At 71.3% G+C, this 19,346-nt stretch carries 10 protein-coding genes; 3 read left to right on the forward strand and 7 right to left on the reverse strand.

Annotation, left to right across the window (positions count from 1 at the left end; genetic code table 11):
• Nucleotides 1–88 precede the first annotated feature (88 nt).
• Complete coding sequence (locus tag ABZ459_RS18435) at nt 89–691, reverse strand: helix-turn-helix domain-containing protein (protein WP_357971449.1); 603 nt, start codon at nt 689–691, stop codon at nt 89–91.
• A gap of 81 nt (nt 692–772) precedes the next feature.
• Between ABZ459_RS18435 and ABZ459_RS18440 the strand changes: the two genes are divergently transcribed.
• Nucleotides 773–1,771 (forward strand): SDR family NAD(P)-dependent oxidoreductase, encoded by a 999-nt coding sequence (locus ABZ459_RS18440; protein ID WP_357971450.1) that lies wholly within the window; start codon nt 773–775, stop codon nt 1,769–1,771.
• Between the two features lie 186 nt (nt 1,772–1,957).
• On the opposite strand, the gene ABZ459_RS18445 is transcribed toward ABZ459_RS18440, so the two are convergent.
• The 6 genes from ABZ459_RS18445 to ABZ459_RS18470 form a co-directional block, all read right to left on the reverse strand.
• Complete coding sequence (locus ABZ459_RS18445) at nt 1,958–2,113, reverse strand: hypothetical protein (protein ID WP_357971451.1); 156 nt, start codon at nt 2,111–2,113, stop codon at nt 1,958–1,960.
• Nucleotides 2,114–2,300: 187 nt separating this feature from the next.
• Nucleotides 2,301–3,932: a hypothetical protein gene (locus tag ABZ459_RS18450; protein ID WP_357971452.1), complete on the reverse strand. Its 1,632-nt coding sequence runs from the start codon at nt 3,930–3,932 to the stop codon at nt 2,301–2,303.
• A 21-nt stretch (nt 3,933–3,953) separates the two neighbouring features.
• Entirely contained in the window at nt 3,954–8,165 is a 4,212-nt protein-coding gene (locus tag ABZ459_RS18455; protein ID WP_357971453.1) for an IPT/TIG domain-containing protein, read from the reverse strand.
• Entirely contained in the window at nt 8,162–11,455 is a 3,294-nt protein-coding gene (locus tag ABZ459_RS18460; RefSeq protein WP_357971454.1) for an IPT/TIG domain-containing protein, read from the reverse strand. The genes ABZ459_RS18455 and ABZ459_RS18460 overlap by 4 nt, the downstream gene beginning before the upstream one ends.
• A 38-nt stretch (nt 11,456–11,493) precedes the next feature.
• Nucleotides 11,494–15,732 carry a DUF6603 domain-containing protein gene (locus tag ABZ459_RS18465; protein WP_357971455.1) on the reverse strand — a complete coding sequence of 1,413 codons (4,239 nt, stop codon included), beginning with the start codon at nt 15,730–15,732 and terminating at the stop codon, nt 11,494–11,496.
• A gap of 7 nt (nt 15,733–15,739) precedes the next feature.
• Nucleotides 15,740–17,182 (reverse strand): hypothetical protein, encoded by a 1,443-nt coding sequence (locus ABZ459_RS18470; protein ID WP_357971456.1) that lies wholly within the window; start codon nt 17,180–17,182, stop codon nt 15,740–15,742.
• A gap of 289 nt (nt 17,183–17,471) precedes the next feature.
• Between ABZ459_RS18470 and ABZ459_RS18475 the strand changes: the two genes are divergently transcribed.
• Both ABZ459_RS18475 and ABZ459_RS18480 read left to right on the forward strand, forming a co-directional pair.
• Nucleotides 17,472–18,656 carry a histidine kinase gene (locus ABZ459_RS18475; RefSeq protein ID WP_357971457.1) on the forward strand — a complete coding sequence of 395 codons (1,185 nt, stop codon included), beginning with the start codon at nt 17,472–17,474 and terminating at the stop codon, nt 18,654–18,656.
• On the forward strand, nt 18,653–19,342 hold the full coding sequence (locus tag ABZ459_RS18480) for a response regulator transcription factor (protein ID WP_357971458.1): 690 nt from the start codon (nt 18,653–18,655) through the stop codon (nt 19,340–19,342). The genes ABZ459_RS18475 and ABZ459_RS18480 overlap by 4 nt, the downstream gene beginning before the upstream one ends.
• Nucleotides 19,343–19,346: the final 4 nt, after the last annotated feature.

Below are 19,346 nucleotides of genomic sequence, written 5' to 3' on the forward strand. Positions count from 1 at the left end.
GTCCGAATGCCTCCGTGCGGCAATTGCGCGAGCAGGGGTGTCCACTGGTCACCCAGACGGTGCGGCCCGCATCAAGCGTGATCATCGCTCAGGTGACGGATCGCGCCACCAAGGCCATGGCCTGCCGCATGGCGTCCCGTACTTCGTCGGGTCCGTCGCCGCGTCGCAGGGCGGTCAGCGCGGCCGCGCCGACCGCGCCCACCATGGCGCCGACCAGCGCGGAGGCCATGGTCGTGTCGAGGTCGTCGGGGAAGGCCCGCTGCAACGCCGGAGCCAGTTCGGCCTGCGCGGTGAGGTACCGCTGCAGCAGCCGGGCCTGCAGCGACGGCTCCGACGCCGCCAGCCGGGCCCGCAATGCCGCGAGCCCGCTGGGCAGGTCGTGATCCCAGGCGTTGAAGATCATCTGATCCGTCACCCGCACCAGCACGTCAGGCAGCCGCTCACCGGCGCGGTGCTCGGCGATGACCTCCAGTGCCAGGTCGACGCGCACGTCGGCATTGGCCAGGAGCACATCCTCCTTGGTCTGGAAGTGGAGGAAGAACGTGCGGGGGGACACCTCCGCGGCGTCGGCGATCTCGGCCACGGTCACCTGGTCGTAGCCCCTGTCCTCGAACAGGCGTATCGCCGCTTCGGTCAACGCCTGCCGGGTGCGTTGCTTCTTGCGCTCCCGGAGACCCGCTTTCTCCACCATGCCAGTCATGTTACTTCATCTACTGCAGTTGTGCATACACTGAACCAATACAGTGACTGCACTCAATGGAGGATGATCAACATGGGAAGCCTGGACGGACGCGTGGTCCTCATCACCGGAGCGGGGCGCGGCATCGGCCGGGAGGAGGCGTTGTTCTTCGCCGCCGAGGGCGCCAAGGTCGTCGTCAACGACCCGGGCGTCGCCATCGACGGTACGGGCGGCGACGGCGACGTGGCCGCGAAGGTCGTCGAGGAGATCACCGCCGGCGGCGGAGCCGCCGTGGCCAACACCGACAGCGTCGCCGACTGGGACGGCGCCCGCCGCATGGTGGAGACGGCCCTCGAGTCGTTCGGGGACCTGCACGTCGTGGTCAACAACGCGACCATCGAACGGAACATGGGCCTGACCGACCTGCCGGAGAAGGACTTCGACGACGTCCTGGCCGTCAAGCTCAAGGGCACCTTCGCAGTGACCCGCTGGGCGGCCCGCCACTGGCGCGACCGGTACGAGGCCGGGGTCCGCGCCGACCGCGCCGTGATCAACACCTCCTCCGGCTCCGGCTTGCTCAACCCCCTGCCCACGCAAGCGTCTTACGCGGCGGGCAACGCCGGGGTCGCGGCGCTGACCATCGTTGCCGCCCTCGAACTCGGCCGGTACGGCGTGCGGGTCAACTGCATCTCGCCCTCGATGGCCCGTACCCGCCTCACTCTCGCCGTTCCCGCCATGAACGAGGAGCCGCCGACGGGCCGGTTCGACCCGCTGCACCCGGCCGCCTGCGCGCCTGTCGCCGCCTACCTGGCCGGTGCGGCCTGCCCGTTCACCGGCCAGGTCCTGTCGGTACGAGGCGGAACCGTCGCGGTAAACCAGGGCTGGTCCCTCGGCGGCCACATCCACAAGGACGGGCTGTGGAGCGTGCGGGAGCTGACCGACAAGGCCAAGGAGCTGCCGACGGACGACCCCTTCGACAAGCTCGCCCAAACCCTGACCGGCGCACTCGGTGACTTCGGACGCGACCGCCTCCAGGAAATGATCAACACCCTCCTGGACGGAGGGGGCCGGTCCGGTACGGCCACCGCATGACACGACGGCGCACAGCCTGGCCTTCGGTCTCGGCCCAGCCCTCGTGCAGGGCCGCGCCACCGAGGGCTGGGCCGTCGCCGCGAGGGACATCACCGCCGCCGTCCTCGGCCCCGGCCCACGGCGCGCTCCACCTGGCCGTCGCCGTCACTGCCATCCTGGGCCGAGCCAGGCAGATCGGCAGCTCGATCAGGCGATCGGCGCCCTCTTGCGGGCTTCGGCGAGCGCGCCGGCCACGGCCTCTGTGTCGGCGAGGCCCGTACGATGGCTGGTCACGCACAGGCGGATGGCGGGACGCCCCGCGATCCGGATCGTGCTGAGCCAGGCCGCGCCGCTCCTGACCACGTGATCGGCGACGGCGGCGTGCCGGACGGCGCTGCTCTCGTGGCCCCCCGTCTCGGCCTCCGTTGCCGTGGCCGCAGCACCGCCACCACGAACAACGCGATCACAACCGCGCCCGCGCCGGGTCGGTGGCCGGCCTGCCGCAGGACGGCCACGAACTTGCGGTGTGCGGGTGGCGCCTCCGGCGCGCTCAACCCTCTGAGAACAGCGTGACCAGCTCGTTCCGCACGCCGTCGTCCAGGGTGTGGCCGAAGGCCCGGGACAGTTTGTCGACGAGGTTGCGGGCACGCGCCGCGCGTTGCCGGAGCACGGCGCCGACATCTGCGAGAGGCGGCCCGGGGGCCTCCGTCGTCTCGTCCACCGGGACGATCTCGTAGGAGTCGCCGATCGAGCCGCTTCCGAGCGGGAACCAGAACAGCTGGATGATCGAGCTGTCGCCGGCCTGTTCCGCGCCCTCGGAGCTGCCGAACGTGACGGCGGCGCCGTCGTACCACCAGTCGGTGTTGGCGGGAATGGGCACGGTCATCACGTTCGGGGTGGTGAGGGTGCTCCCGCCCCCCGGAGGGGCGACGATGACACCGCCCTCCACGACGAACCACTGCCCCAACAGGTTGATCCGCCCCTGCGCCCAGGACGGCTTGGTGTTCGGCCAGGTGATCTGCATGACGGCGAAACCGTCGGTGGCGGCCTTCACGTGGGTGGCCGTCGTGGTGGGGGCCGCGAGGGTCACGAGGGGGCCGAGCATGGTGACCTGCCCGCCCGCCGCGTCGAGCCCGCCGGTCAGTGTGGCCAGGCCGCTGACGGTGAGCGGCCCGCTGACGTTCGCCGCGCTCATGCCCACCCCGGCCAGCACCGTCTGCCCGCTGACGTCGAGCGCGCCGGTGGAGGTGAGGCTGCTCGCCGTGACGTCGCCGGCGAGGAGCGTGCCGGTGGTCGTCGTACCGGAGAGGGTGGCCTCACCGGTGATCGTCGCGGTTCCCGCCGTGAGGGACGTGGCGACGAGATCGGGATCCTGTACGGCGACCGTCGTCGACATCGCCGCCGTCAGGGGCGCCCCGGTCGGCCCGACCACGTCGACGACGACCGTGAAGACCGTGTCGCAGAACAGCCTGCGCGAGGTCCAACCGCTGTTCCGCAGCTCCTCGACGGTCCCCTGGCCCGCCGCGCTGGAGTAGTGGACGGTGAACGCCTTCTCCGTGTCGACGACCGAACAGTTCCAGACGAGGGTCACCGAGTCGCCGTAGCCGACCTGCGACACGGGCACCAGCGAGCCGTCCTGTTCCGTCGTGGCGGTCAGCCCGTTGAAGTAGAACCCGTACGGGAAGGTCGTGACCTGGATGTCGGTGGAGGCGTCGTTCCAGGGAGGCTGCGCCCCCGTCTCCTCCAGGATCGAGATCGTGGTCGTGCCCGCCTCCGGCACGGTCTTCATCTCGTAGAGCTGAAGGTAGACCGACCCGCCCGGAGCCATCGGCACGGTCGCGCCGGCGGCCGGCACCAGCCGGTAGTTCGCGGCGACTTCTCCCACGAACGGGCCCAGGACCATCCAGTTCGTGGTGTCGGAGATCATGTTCTGGACCCCGTCCACGCTGGGCGTGATGTCGGTGCCGGCCGAGCCGAGCCACAACGTGATGACGATGGCGGCGACGTTCACCGTTTCGCTCGTCTGGTTCGAGATGACGAACTCCAGCGACGCCTGGTGCCGCGGGTCGTCGGGGTCGCTGACCACCAGCGGCGCCGGATTCGTCTGCAGGGCGTAGGTCAGCAGCGTCGAGGGGTCGTCCTCGGCGTTGATCCAGACGTTGGGCTTGGGGATCGGTGGCATGAAGGTCTCCTCGCTGTCGGTTCACCGGCCGGGACGCGGCCGTGGGTGCTCCTGGTCGCCCAGCGCCGCGGACAGTTGCAGGAGCCCGCGGCGCAACACCGGCGCGACGGTCGGCAGCCGGGCCGTGGTGTCGTTCGGGCCGGTCGCGTAGCTGGTCCAGGTGCCGGCGTCGTTCTCGGTCCACGACCAGGTGCCGGTCCTCTCCTTGGGGACCGGCATGAGGACGGTGGTCGCCCCGGCCGCGGAGATCGTCTGGTCGGTCAGTCCCCCGTTGACGCGGAAGGTCACGTCCATGGCGGCCAGGGCGTCGGTCACGAACCGCGGCGGCAGGGCCACCCGGGCCGTCGGCAGCAGGCCCGTGGTGGCGTGGACGGCGGCCCGCGGGTCGACCAGCATCGACACGTACGCCGCCGTCGTGCTGTCGAAGGGCAGGTAGACGTAGTTGCCGTCCACGCCGATCGGGGTGAGGTACGACGAGGACGTCCGCACGGCCTGCTGGACGACGTTGAAGTGCGTGTAGTCGTCGCCGGTGAAGTAGCCGATCAGCCCGTCGCCGAGGCGGGCGAGGTCGCCCAGCTCGATCGGGAACTCGTAGCCGGTGACGACGGGCGGCGCGGGGTCGAAGGTGTACTGCCAGCTCGGGTCGGCGTAGGGCGGGCCGTCCAGCTCGAACCGCAGCCGGGCGCGGACCATCGCGATGGGCCGTCCCATCAGTACGGCGAGATCGTGGTCGAACACGGCCCCCATCGGCGCCGTCGTCCACAGGGTCTCGTCCACGGCCCCCAGGAAGGCGGTGAACGTGGCGGGCTCCTGCCGCTTCAGCGCCAGCAGGAACGGCCCGAAGTGCGGGATGGCGCGGGCGATCTGGTGGAGGGTGGTGTAGGGGCTGCCCGGCAGCGCCACCCAGTGGACCGCCGGCTGGTCCGACAGGTCGTAGCCGACGGACATCTCGCCCAGCGCCGTGCCGGTCGCGTCGTAGGCGATCAGTGAGGCGTCCAGGTGGTTGGGCAGCACCCAGCCGCACACCGGATCAGCCTCGGCGCCGTACCTCGTCCTGTCGTCCGTCGCCGGTGACAGGGTGAAGTCGAGGCGCGCCGGCTGGAGCAGGGCGGGCGGCAGCTGGACGTAGTCGGCCGAGTCGTCGGTCACGCACTGGTGGCCGAATATCTCGGTCACGTACGCCATGCCCTGCTGCGCGATCAGGTCGGCGGTGACCTGCGCGGTGAGTTCGGTGGGGCTGACGTAGGCGGTCTGCAGGGGTGAGCCGTTCCAGGCCAGCATGGACTGCGGCGCGAAGCCGACCCCTGTCGCCGTGAGGGTGAAGGCCGCCGACCCGGCCACGGCCGACGACGGGTCGAGCGTGCCGATCGCCGGGCCGGCCGAGACGGTGAGGACCGCCTGCGGCGAGGTCACGCCGCCCGACTCGACGGTGACGTCGAAGGCGCCCGGCTCCATGACGAAGGTGGCGGGCACCGAGCAGACGATCTCGTCGTCGCCGTTGACCGTGGCGGTGAGCGCGGTGCCGTCCCATCGGACGACGCTGTCGGTCCCGAAGCCCGACCCGCTGACGGTGACGGGGATCCGCGCGGAGGGCGCCATGCCGGCCTGGATCAGGTCCGGTGACAACCCGGTGATGACCGGCCCCGAAGCGTCGGCGGGCGCCGGGGCCTCCGCCTGCCCGTCCGTGATCGTGAACAGCACCTGCTCGGAGGTGTACACGGGCAGCAGGTCGTCCGGGCGGTAGACGATCTCCGTACCCTTCGGCTGCCCCCCGATCGGCCACAGGGCCTGGCCCCATTCGTCGACCAGCACCAGGTTGTCGAAGGCGAACTGACCGGCGCGCCAGGGCTGGAAGAGGCTCGCCGGGACGCCGTCCGACGGGATCAGCGGCAGGTACGGCGGATACTCGTCGGCGCCGCCGATGAGGACCGGCAGCGGCGGATCCGTGGCCGGCGCGGCGCTCCCCGGCCCCAGGAACACCCCGGGCATCCCCAGCCGGATCTGCTCGTTGAAGCCGTCGAGCGACTGCGACAGCAGGTCCCAGCTGTCCTGGGTCTGGACGAAGCCGAGCAGCGCCTCGAACTCCTCGGCCTCCTGCGGGGCGAGCGAGGGATCGTCGCGCAGGAACGCCTGGATGCGCGACTCCATGGTGAGCGAGGCGGTCGAGCTGAGCTGGATGAGGCCGGACAGCGTCCTCGGCTGCTCGACGCTCTGCGGTGTGCCGTTCCACACGTAGGCGCCGTCCTGGAGGGTCCAGTTGGGCGCGTCCGGGGTGCCGTACGCGATCGGGTAGTAGGTGGCCTCCCACATCAGCAGCAGCGGGTGCCACGGGTTCCGGGTCCAGGTCAGCACGCCGCCCTCGGGGTAGACGCCGGTGTAGCTCGCCGGGTCCCCCATGGCGGTCAGCACCTCGGCCGGGGTGCTGCCGGGGATGACCGCGCTGATCGCCGTCGCGTTGGCCGGGTCGGTGAGGAAGAACTCGTTCACGAGGCCGGCCACCAGGTCGTCCGTCCAGGGGGCGCCGCTCACCCCGGACAGGCCGGGCTGCGCGATGGTCAGGCCCTGGGTCGACGCCGAGACGGTCGTGCCGCCGCAGGCGAAGGCCGTGACGAGCTGCGAGGGGAAACGGCACAGCGCGGGGCCGCCGGGGCCGACGATGCCGGCGGCGCCGGCGCCGCTGATCAGCACCACCGGGTTGTTGGGCAGGTGGAAGGGGGCGGCGGACGTCCGCTTCAGCACCCGGGAGGCGGGCAGGTCCCGCAGGGCGGAGAATGCGGCGATCGCCTGCTGGAGCGCCTCCGGGGTGGCGCCGTCCGGCACGAGGGCGGCCAGCGCCTGCACCGTCCGCAGCTGGGCCGCCGTCCGCTGTCCGACGCTCCCCTGCACGGCGGGGTCGATCAGCGATTCCAGAGCCGTCTGGTCCTGGAGTCCCGGGACGCTGGTCTTCCCGGTGTAGAGCCAGGGCTGGCTGACGTACTTCCACCAGGCCGTGTACAGCAGGGTCTGGAGCGCGGCCAGCTCGCGCAGCGCGTCGTCGAGCGCTTTCTGGTCGGCGCGCAGGTTCGCCAGCCACTCCGACTCCCGGGCCCTCTCCCCCGGTGAGAGGGTCTCGGTGCTGCCGGGCGCGTCGACGATCGTCCAGTCGTAGCCGCCGCTGAACCGCTGGAAGAAGCCGGCCTGGAGCCTTTCGGCGAGGATCGCGGCGCCGTCCGGTTCGTCGAGCACGTCGAGCAGCCCGAGCTGGAACGCCTCCAGCAGGTCGGCGTCGACCGAGGTGTCGGCCAGCGCCTGGGCCTGCGTGGCCACCAGGGCGGTCAGCGCCTCCACCGACGTGTTGCCCACGCTGACGGCGATCGGCGTGGTCCCGCCGGGCGTTCCTCCTGGCGGGAGTTGTCCGGTCTGCCAGGTGACGCCGCAGACCGATCCGGTCAGGAAGGTCGTCCGGGTGGTCAGGGTGGGGTCCGTGCCGGGCTGCAACGTCCAGCCCAGCGCGTCGAGCCGCGCGGCGAAGTCCTGGGCGTCCACGCCCGCCAGCGGGTCGTCCCCCGCGTCGGAGAACCAGCCGAGCACCTGGTAGCTCAGCGTGTCGTCCGGCCCGTCGGCCAGCACGTCCACGAAGGAGAAGACGTTGTTGTTGTGGGGCTGGTAGAAGGCGAAGGCGGGATTGCCCGGCGCGACCGCCGTCAGGTGCAGGCTGTCACCGCTCTCCGTCCAGGTGCCCAGCTCGACGTTGCGGCCGATGCGGATGGCCTCGGGCAGGTTCTGCTGCTCGCCGACGTAGAACGAGGCCAGGCCGGCGACCGTCCCCGAGGGCGGCGGCGTCTTCCAGACGAAGTCGCTCTCGATGATCCACGCCCTCGCCTGGCGGTCCGTCTCCGCGCCGTTCATGCGGACGACCAGCCAGCGGTTGGGCACGGGCGGATAGGTGGTGACGCCGGTGACCGGGTCGTGCGCGCCCCGGGTGAGCGCGTCCGGCATGCGCCATTTGAGGTAGACGCCGTCGTAGAAGTCCGTCGTCGGCACGCCGGACTCCGTGAGGCCGGTCCGGGTGAAGTAGAGGTCGTTGTCGCCGATGACCGGCTGGCCGCTCACGCATTCCTGGAGGGCGCCGTACTGCATCTGTGTACGCATGAACGCCTTGCGGGACGTGGGATCGCGATCCAGGCGTACGTCGTCGTTGACCACGAGGGCCTCGACCGTCAGGGGCACGAGAAGGGGTACGGCGTCGCTCATGAGTTCCTCGGCGTCGGGAAGTCCTGCGATTTCGGAGCCTGCACGACCTGGAGCCCGTAGGCCCCCGAGCCGAAGCCGGTGGTGACCGTCAGGGTGAAGCCGGCCGTCCCCGCGACGACGGTGGCGGGTTCGAGCAGGCCGACGACGGGCTGGGGCGTGATGACGCCGAACGGCAGGGCGTTGGAGGTGACGCCGCCGGACACCACGGTGACGGCCGGTTGCCCGCCCGCCGTCAGCAGGTCCGCCGGCACGGTGGCCGTGACCTGCTCGGCGTCGTGCCACGTCGTGACCAGTGCGGTGCCGTCCCAGTGGACGGCCGCGTCGGTGCCGAAGTTGACACCGTCGGCCGTCAGGGTCAGCCCGGCGCCTCCGGCGAGGGCGACGGCGGGGCTGAGCAGGCCCAGGGTGGGGTCGGGCCCCGTGACGGTGAAGACGGCCGGTGAGGACGGCTGCCCGTCCGCGCCGGCCGTGACCGACGCGGTGCCCTCGGTGGCGATGAGGTCCTTCGGCACGGCCGCCGCCAGGAGCGTGCCGTCGGCGACGATCCGGGTGACGAGCGGCGAGCCGTTCCACTGCACGGTGGTGCCGGAGGTGAAGCCCGAGCCCTGCACGGTCAGGGTGAAGCCCGGTGAGCCGGCCGGTCGCAGGGATGGTTCCAGGCTGTCGATCGCCGGGCCGGCGCCGGCCACGGTGAAGGTGGCCGGGTTCGAGGTCGCGTCGCCCGAGGTGACGGTCACGGTGGCGGTACCGGGAGAGGCGAGCTCCTGTGCGGGGACGGCGGCCGTCACCTCCATGACGCTGACCACCTGGGTGGTGAGCGCGTCGCCGTTCCACCGCACGACGGCGTCGGCGCCGAAGCCGCGCCCCAGCACCGTCAGCTTGAGCGGGCCGCTCCCCGCGCCGGTCAGGGCGGGCGCCAGCTCGTCCACGGCCAGCGCGGCGTCGATGGTGAAGGTCACGGGCGCCGAGGTGGCGCCGCCGGTCGTGACCGTCACGGCGGCGGTCCCGGCGGTGGCCACCAGGGTGGCGTCCACGGTGGCCCGCAGCTGGCCGCCGCTGACGGTCGTGGCCAGCGGGGCGCCGTTCCAGTGCACGACGGCGTCGGCGGCGAAGGGCAGGACCCCGGCCGCGGTTTCGAGCCGCGCGGCGAGGTCCGCGGTCTGGATCACGCCGCCGACCGCGCCGTCGGCCGGTGCCCGCAGCATCGGCGCCAGGGGCACCGGGGTGGCGTTGGCGATCTGCGCCCCGGTCGCGGCGGGCAGGGTGAGGCAGCGCGGGTAGATCTCCTCGTCCTCGGCGCCGAAGCGCAGCCCCTGGCACGGCTCGCTCAGCCGGACCACGTCGGGCACCCCCTGGAACAACGACAGGCGGACCGCCGGTGACAGGCAGTCGTCGCGGATCACCGGCAGCGGCGCCCCGCCCATGCTCGGGCTGACCACGAGGGACGGCCAGCCGGCGACGAGCTGGGAGCGGATCAGCATGCCGGTCACGCCGGGGCCGTCGCCCTCCGCCTGGACCGCGCCTCCCGACAACCGCACCCGGTGCCGCGCCACGGCCTGCCGCAGGTACGGCCAGGAGGACGACAGGAGGGCCACGTCCGCCGAGCCGTGCACGGCCAGGCTGAGCGCGCCCGCGACGGCGGCGTCGATCCAGCCCTGGTCGACGTAGAAGAAGCGGACCGACTCCGCCGGCAACATGCGCGGATCGGGCACCAGGTACGAGAACGGCACCGGGCGCAGCAGGCTGAGTCTGGCGAGCCATTTGGCGATCGGCTCCAGGACCTCGTGCAGGTTGTCCGTCACCGCGTCGGCGGCGCCCGGCAGGGCCAGCACGTCACGCGGATGGAGGGCCCTGCGGCGGCCCGCCGGCACCGGCCGCCGCCGTACGGGACCCGGGGGCCGGTCGCCGTCGTGCACCGACTCCAGCACCCGCGTCCACGTACGTCCCAGGCCGTCGCCGATCAGGGACGAGAATCGCGGGCGGGTCGCCGTGGGCGCGGCCAGCGGGGTCAGGTCGTCGTACCGGGAGAAGTGGCCGAAGGTCAGGCGTTGCGAGAGCCTGCCCAGCGCCGCATGGGCCGACCGGCGGTAACCGTTGACCGTCCGGGCGAACGCGCTGTCGGCCAGGGCCAGCTGGCGGCCGATGTTCCACGCCACCGCGTAGCTGAGGTCGAACAGCCCCTCGTCCGCCAGGTAGATCATCAGGGCGTCGGCGCTGGTGGCGTCGCGCGGCTCGACCGCCGGGTCGCCCACCGGCGGCAGCTCCTGCGCGACGAACGGGGTGAAGGGCCCCCGGTACCAGGCGTAGCTCGTCTCACCGGTCCCGGCGGCGAAGGTCAGGGGTGCGTAGCCGAGTCCCAGCCGTTCGTACACGACCGGGTCGACGCCCAGGACGAAGGGGGCAGGCAGCGACAGGGAGGGGGTGGCCGCCTGGCTGTCGATGAGTCCCTGCATCAGCTGGGTGAAGCTCTCGCCGGTCTGCGGCTGGGAGACGAACGTCCAGCCGGTCAGCGACACCAGCCGGACGTCCTTCGGCCCGCTGCCGTCCTGCCGCTGCGGGACGGGGGTGCCGCCGGGGCCGAGGTAGGCGGCGTACCCCTCCAGGGAGACCAGGTGGGCGTGGTAGCGCAAGGGCGCGGGGGCGCCCTGCCGGGTGTCGGCGACCGCCAGCCGGTTCGCCACCAGCACCGACGACATCGCCTCGCCTTCGGCGGCCGACGGCACCGCCCGGCAGTGCGCCAGATAGGGCAGGTCGCCGGTCTGGGGGGCGGCTGCGGTGAAGGCGTCTCCGGTGACGGTGATGGTCTGGCACTGCGAGGCCAGGGTGGTGTCCGACAACCAGCCCTGGGGGAACGCGGGTTTGAGCACGTCCGGGTCCTCGGCCGTCAGCTCCCCCACCGTGCAGGTCGACACCGGGTTGTTCGTGCCCTCCTGGAGGCGGATCTCCCCCTCGGCGAAGACCAGCAGCGCCATCCACGGCGTGTCGCCGGCCGCGTCGCCCGGGACGAGACTGCGCTCCCACGGCAGGCAGGGATCGGTGAGCACGACGAAGGCAAGCGTCTGACCGTAGACGCCGCAGGACCCGGCCGGCGGATGGACGGTCCGGACGACGCCCCGGTCGATGACGAACTCCGGTGCCTGGACGACGAACTCCTGCTGGATGTCGTACGTGGGCGTCGATCCGTCGCCGGAGACGACCTGCTTCACCTCGACGTGGTAGGTGTCGGCCGGCAACGAGGGGACGTAGCCGTCGAAGAACTGGATCGTGCCGGGCTCGCTGACGGTCGGCATGAGGCGTGCTTTCTCCAGACCTGGTCGCATGAGTGGCATCAGCCGACCATCAGAGGCTCGGCGGCGAACAGACGGCCGGCCTCGCCGGCGAAGGACGTCATCGGGTCGTCGGGCGTGTCAGGGCCGTAGCCGAGGATGTCGAGGCCGGTCAGGATGGAGGCGCGCGCGGCGCGTACCGGGTCCGAGGCGATGCCGGAGGCGGCATCGGCGATCCGGCTGATCGTGTTCCCGCCGTTCGCCGGGGTGGGGCCCGCCGGTTGCGCCGAGCCGCTGAGCGGCAGCTGCGCGTCCGGGAGGGCGAGGTCGACCGAGGCCAGGGCGAGCCCGACGTCGACCGGTCCCGGGGTGGCGCCCGTCCGCGGCGGCCGCACGACGATCGTCAGGCCCGTCATCTGGTCCGGTACGAGCTGGGCGCCGCCTGCCGGCACGCCCCCGTTCTGGGGCGGCGCCCCCCACAGCGAGGCGGGTACGGCCGCGCGCAGCGGCGCGACGTCGAAGGCTGCGGATCTGTCGTCTCCCGCCTGGTCGGTCAGGGTGACGGTCAGGCCGGAGGAGACGCCGGTCCACCCCAGCGGGTGGACGTCGAACGTGTCGCCGCTGAAGGCGTGGGCGGACCCGACCCCGGCCGTGGTCACCGGGACGGGGGTGGTCACGGTGAAGCCGAACGTGCCACCGCGTACCGGCCACGACGTGTCGTCGCCCGAGCCGGGGCCCGAGGCGCCCGTCGGGATCATGCCGGAGGTGGGCGTGGCCGACAGGATGTTGGGCTCGGCCTGGTCGCGGGTGTCGGGGAGCATCGCCTCGACGTCGCTCCAGCCCTTGATCCGCGGCCCGGCCTGCCTGGCGGAGCCGAAGGGGACGGTGAAGGAGATGACGGTCCAGTCGACGGTGACCGTGCCGCCGGTCGGCGGCCCCCAGAACTCCAGGTCGCAGCCCAGCTCCACCGAGACGGTCGCCGAGGTGACCAGCAGGTTCATCTTGTACGAGGCGCCGATCGTGATCCCGATGCCGGCGTCGAACCAGAACGGCTTCCACCGTACGACGATGTCGGCGTGGGCGTCGAACCACGCCTTGAGGCTGCCGGACTGGTAGGTGGCGTCGAGCCGGCCGCCGACCATCATGGCGGCCGGGGTGAGGGCGAGGTAGGCGTCGCCGCTGATGGAGATGGTCGAGTCCATCGCCCAGTGGAAGCCCACCGGCGGTACGGCGGGATAGTGGGCGGGCCGCTGGAAACCGGGGTTGTAGCCCCCGAGTGTCACCACGAAGTCGCCGGCGTGGGGGTTGTCGCCGTACCAGACGAAGAAGGCGAAGCCGCCGGTCAGGACGCAGGCGGGGTCGAGCAGGAAGGAGCTGCGGGCCAGCACGGCCTGGGCCGAGAACACCCCTTCGCCGGGCGCGAACCGGACGTCGAGGTCCAGCTCGACACTGGCGTAGCACGGCTCGCCCGCCGTCCCCGTCGGCTGCGGGAACGACGCCCGCGCGTCGCCGACCAGCGAGATGACCAGCTCCTGCCCGGTCTCGACGAAGAGCATGGCCTGGGAGTCGACGAGTTCGTAGCTGGTGAAGGTGATCCCCGCGCCGAACCACAGCGCCCCGGCCTCGTCGCTCACCCACGGCGGCTGCGGCTTCCTGATGACGTCGAGCACCGTGGCGGGCGTCGGGTCGGGGCCGAAGAGCCCGGCCTTGGCGGCGGTCGAACCCGGCAGTACCTGGACGAAGGGAAAGACCTGGACCTCGTCGATGGACGGCAGGCGCAGGGCGGAGTTGTAGCCGAAGCCGAGCGCCGCGCCCGTGACGAAGAACGCGGGCGGGCCGCCGACGGCGTAGCTCAGGTCGCCGAAGACGAACATCGACGAGAAGCCCGACGCGTTGCCGTAGTAGCCGAAGGCCTCCAGTGTCAGTCCGCTCGCCGAGACGATGAGCCCGCCTTCGATGTCGACGGCGTCACTGCCCGGCGGCTCCATGTTGATCAGGGTGCCGGCGATCTCCAGCGGCGGCGTGCTGTAGGCCACCCCGAGGCCCTGGAGGCAGAACTGCGGGGCGAAGCTGGTCAGGGGCGAGCCGACGCCGAGCCCGTCGAGGTTGAGCGTCAGCGGGCCGAAGGCCAGCGTGGCGTCCAGTTCGAACCACAGGGCCTGCTGGCTCGACTGGTACAGGACGCCGATGCGGTTGATCGACACGGGGCCGAAGCTGCGCTGGACGGCGAACCAGGTGATCCCGTCCGCCGCCGGAGCGGACGCGTACGCCTGGGGCCGGCTCGGACCGCCCATGGCGACGTCGATCGGCAGCGCGTCGTCGCCGATCCGCAGGACGGCCGAGATCAGCAGGGTCCCCGCCACGCCCTGGGCCGGGAGGAGCGGGTAGTCCCCGCCGAGATCCTGGATCAGGTTGTTGACCGCGCTCGGGTCGGCGATCGGGGCGCTGGCGGCCAGGACCTTGAGGGCGCCGATCGAGACGTCCTCGACGCGGGCGAGTTCGTCGCCGACCAGCGGCAGGTCCGACAGGCTGAAACTCTGGCCGCCGGCCAGGCAGAAGGTCCAGACGCGGGTCTGGCCGGTCTTGAGCGTGACGAACGCGGCCTCGCCGTAGGTTCGCGACTGCGCTCCGAAGGCCATGCTGTCGTCGGTGAAGTGGTAGACCAGCGTGGCGCCCGTGAGCCCCAGGTCGAGGTCGGGCGGGACGGCCGGCATGGACGTCCAGCCGAAGGCGGCGGCGACGTCGGCGAACCCGAGCGGTTCCCCCTGGTCGATCCAGGAGGCGGTCATCCTGCTGCCGGCGCCGCCCAGGTCGATCTCGACGTCGAAGAACTCCTCGCCGATCTGCAGCGCGCCCACCAGCTGGTACGTCTTCTGGCCGCCGGCCGAGGAGATGACCGCCGTGACGGTGACGTTCAGCGGCCCGGTGTCGAGGCCGAGGCTGAACAACCCCTGCGCCGTACCGTAGATCTGCCAGTCGGAGCCGTCGCCGCCCTTGGCGAAGCTCATGCCGAAGTCGTCGAACTGGATGCCCTGCAGGCAGTCCGGCAGGTCGACGGTGTTGCCCGAGATCCCGTCCACCAGGTCCTTCAGTGTGACCGTACCGCTGAAACCGGCCACGATCCCGAGGTCACCGGCCGTGTCGGCGGTCAGCTCGAACTCGAACACGCCTTGGAAGACGTCCGGGAAGATCTGCGCGGTGGCGCCGAAGCCGGCCAGCACCATCGGGGAGGCGTCGAACGGCGACATGACCGAGCAGTTGAGCGTCAGGTTCTCCAGCGTGAAGTCCCCCAGCGTCCAGGACGACGTCGTGCCGATCCCGCCGGTGATGTCCAGGACCGCGGGCGTCTCGACGTTGAAGGTCGCGCCGAGGCCGGTCAGCCCGACGGAGGAGAAGACCTCCGTCAGCGCCGAGGGGATCGACTGCGTGTAGTCGACCTTGCCGATCAGCTTGATGATCTCGTCGGGCGTGATGGGCTTGCCCGTCGCCGTCATGGTGAGGCAGAGGTTCGGCGATCCCTCGATCAGCGCGGCCTGGAAGGTGCTGAACGGCTGCCCGCCGACATTGAGCGTCGAGGCGAAGGAGAGCCAGTAGGCCAGGAACCCGTTCTCGTCGGGCTCGCTGGTCACCAGGACCGTCGGCAGCGACAGGTCGAAGGACGTGTCCGCGGTGATGGGCGCGTCGATGGTGCCGGTCAGCGCCACGGCCGGCCGGTCGGTCGTGGGGTCGATCGTGCCGCACAGGACGACCGTGCCGGTGGGTTCGAGGCTGTCGATCAGCCCCAGCAGGAGGGCGGCGGGGCCGTCGAGCCCGAGGAGCGCGGCGACGTTCAGTCCCTTGGCGAGGGTGAGGGCGGGCGCCCCCGGCTGCCAGGCGTAGGTGGTCTGGGCGGCTGTGGTCACCAGGAACGCGGGCTGGGTCAGGGTCATGCTGGTGAACGGCTGAGTCTCCAGCGCCTGGAAGCTGGTGCCGAAGGTCCAGTCCGCGGGCAGGGTGGCGACGATCAGGGCGTCGACCGTGCCGCCGGTCTCAAGGGTGAGGACCACCAGCGTCGGAACCGAGGTCACCCCCAGGAAGGCGGCCGTGCCCGAGAGGCTGAGCTGGTTTCCCACGGGCGCCGGGACCTGGCCGGTGAAGGCGACGGACAGGCCGGACGTCACGTTCAGGCTGGTCCGGATCGTGGCGTCGAAGCCGGCCGCCGGGGTCAGCCCGGCCGCCGTCAGGGTGGATTCCGCGACGGTGACGGCGCCGTTCCCGTCGGCCTGGGACTGGAGGACGGTCTGCAGGTCCTGGAGACTCATTCCGCCCCTAAATGTCGATCATCAGAGGCAGGTGGTCACTGGTGCTGAACGGCAGACCGGCGTAGTCCCAGCTTTGGAAGATCTGCTCCAGGAATGCGGCGCCACCGGTGTTCGGCTGAATTCCGCCGGTTCCCAGGAGTGCCGGTGGACATTTGGTGAGCACTTTGGAGGGAAAGTGGCTGGGAAAGGGCAGCCCTCCCGTCAGTTCCGCCGTGACCCCCTGCGGCGCCGGTGGAAACAGGTTGTACGGCGTTCCGGTGTAGGTGTTGACGACGGTCAGGTTGGCGGCGGCGCCCGCGCCGCCATAAGCCGTCAGGATGTTGTCGATGGCGCCGGTGTCGCTGATCCCCGACCACGAGCTGCCCATGTAACCGAAGCGCGGATAGACATTGTGCTGCGGATCCGCCGCCACCCCCGAGTCGTTGTACGGCATCGCCACGTTGGCCGGGAGCAGGTGCGTCATGCAATACGGTTTGCGGCTCGGGACGGGGTTGCCCGCGTGCGCCACCCGCGCGTCGAGTTCCAGCGTGTAGATGCCGCCCGAGCCGCTGAGAAGGGCCGTGAAGGCGTCGGCGGCGGGCTCGAACGTGTCCACGTTGAAGTCGCCGAGCAGGACGTTGACCTCGCCCGCGTTGACGGCGGCGATCTCGGGGACGAGCGCCATCCGCTTGACCCCGGCCCGCGCCGTGTCCGGGGAGGTGTGGACGGCGAAGAGGTTGATGGTGCGATTGCCGGCCACGTCGAGGAAACGGGTGTAGAACGGCGCCCGGCAGCCGTCATTGGGGAACTGCAGGCGGTTGGGCGGCATCGGGGGCGGCACCGGCGAGGGGATCGGCCGGACGGTGCCGGCGGTGTAGTACTGCCATTCGCCGGCCAGCTGGTTCTCGGCGATCGGCTGAGGGACCCCCGGGAACGTGGTCGTCCGTCCCAGGGCCGCCATCCTGGCGAGCCAGGGAGCGGGGTAGGGGGTCAGCTTCTGTGAGGTCGCCAGGGTGACCGGCTGGCTCTGCCCGACGACAGTGCCCGGCGGGCCGTAGAGCTCGTAGAAGAGGTTCGGGCCGGTGAACTGGAGCCTGTTGGCGTTGTAGAGGACGGCCACGGCCTCCTGCTGGCCGAGCCCGCCGATGTTGATCGGCGGGACGAGGCACCAGTCGGTCGCGTTGCCGAGGGTGGCGTCCGCGCGGATCTGGCCCAGCAACCGCAGGACGGCCTTTCCCGCGTTGCTGCTCGGATTCAGCGCGATGCCTTCGGCGTCGACGTCGGTGATACGGGAAAAGACCTCGACGACGACGATGAGGTCGGGGATGGGGCCGCCGGTGGGGCCGCGCATGACTTTGGTGACGATATAGCTCTGCCGGGCGGCGGACTCGTTCGTCGTGGTGACGGTCGTCGGGTCGGAGATCTTGGGCAGGGAGAAATTGCAGAGGTTCCAATAAAGGATGCGGATCACGATGGCACCTTCCCGCCCATCGGCCGTGGCGAGCCCTGGCGGTCACAGTACTTCGTGATGTGTCGGCGGCGTCGTACGCCATTCCCGGGCGGGCGGGTCAAATGCTCACCACCCGCTTTTTACCCGCCCCCGGAATCTCAACTATAAATCCACTGAGTTTTCCGGAAATTTCAGGCAGCGGCGGACGCGTCCGCCGCCGCCAAGCCCGCGGGGCGATCGTCGTCGGCGTCGCCGTCGACCAGGTCCCTGAGTGCCCCAGGTGCGGGCAGAGGGCCGTTAGACTACACCGGTGTTCGCGCGCGTTCCCCTGGCCGTCCGCTCATGGCCGGCCTGGTGGAGAGCCCGGCCGTCCTCGCTCAAGGACGGCGCGCTCGCGGCGACGCTCACCGCGCTGGCATTCGTCCCGACCCTGTCCGTCATCGGAGCGCAGATCGGCGACCTGCCGCGACGCCCTGCCGATGCCTTGGCGGTGGCGCTGACCGTGGCGCAGTCGGCGCCGCTGGCGCTCCGCAGCCGTCACCCGGCGGCATGCCTGGCCGTCGTCGGCGCCGCCTTCGCCGTTCATCAGGCGCTCTGCTATCCGCCGACGTTCGCCAGCATCGGCTTCTACCTGGCCCTGTTCACGGCCGGAGCCCAACAGCCCAGGCACCGACGCACGCTCGCGGCGGCGGTGAGCGCCGGCTACGCCGCGCTGGCGGTCGTTCTGAGCTGGTGGGGATCTGCCAACCGGATCTCGGACTTCCTCGCTTTCTACCTGGTTCTGGTGGTGATCTGGACGGCCGGTGCAGGGATGCGCCGGTGGCGGGCCGAGGAGGCCGAACGGCGGCGGCTCGGCGCGCTGGCGGCCGGCGCCGACGAACGCGCCCGCATCGCCCGTGAGCTGCACGACGTGGTCACCCATCACGTGACCGCCATCGTGGTGCAGGCCGACGCTGCACAGTTCCTGGTCGGCACCGCACCGGAACGCGCAGGGCAAGGGCTGGCCGCCATCAGCGACACCGGCCGGCGGGCGCTGACGGAGCTTCGGCACCTGCTCGGCGTGCTGGAGGCGACCGGCGACGACGCGCTCATGCACCGTACGCCGGGCCTCGACGGTATTGCCGACCTGGTCGACCAGGCCCGCGTCTCCGGCCAGCCCGTCGAGCTGACCGAGCACGGCGAGCGCCTGCCTCAGCCCGTCGACGTCGAGCTGGCCGCGTATCGGGTGGTTCAGGAAGCCCTCACGAATGCCATCAAGCACGCGACGGGCCGGCCCACCAGGGTCACGGTCCACCACCGCGCCGGCCACATCGACATCGAGGTGACCACCGACGGGTCCGCTCCGGCGGAAGGTCCCGTCGTGCCGTCCGGGGGACGAGGGCTGGACGGGCTGCGCCGGCGCATCCAGATGCTGAACGGTGAGCTGTCCGCCGGCGCCCGGCCCGGGGGCGGGTTCAGCGTCCGGGCTCTCATCCCTTTCAGGAGCACCGCATGACCAGTACGCCGATCCGGGTGCTCATCTGTGAGGACCATGAGCTGGTGCGTACCGGCTACACCACGATCTTCTCCGCCCAGCCCGACATGGAGGTCGTCGGGGATGCCGCGGACGGCCGCGCGGCGCTCGAGGCCGCCCGGCGGCTGCTGCCGGACGTCGTCGTGATGGACATCCGGATGCCTGTCCTGGACGGCATCGAGGTCACCAGGCGACTGGCCGGGCCAGGCGTCGCCGCTCCGGTGAAGGTGCTGGTGGTGACCACGTTCAACGTCGACGAGTACGCCTACGAAGCACTCAGGGCGGGCGCCAGCGGCTTCCTGCTCAAGGACGCGCGGCCGAAGGAACTCGTGGACGGCGTACGCACCGTCGCGCGTGGCGACTCGCTGCTCGCGCCCGCCGTCACCCGTGCCCTCATCGGCCACTTCGCCGAGCGCCTGCGCCCCACCGACTCCGCCCGGCCGGCCCTGCAGCAGGTCGTGCGGGCACTGACCCAACGGGAGCTGGAAGTGCTCGAACAACTCGCCGAGGGCCTGTCCAACGCGGAGATCGCCACACGACTGTCCATCAGCACCGAGACCGTCAAGACGTACGTGTCGCGGATCCTGACGAAACTCGACCTGCGCGACCGTGTCCAGGCGGTGGTGCTCGCCTACCGGGTGGGACTGGTGTCCGCCGATCAGGGTTGACGCG

Origin of the sequence: Nonomuraea sp. NPDC005692 (assembly GCF_040631115.1) — a bacterium.
Lineage (GTDB): Bacteria > Actinomycetota > Actinomycetes > Streptosporangiales > Streptosporangiaceae > Nonomuraea.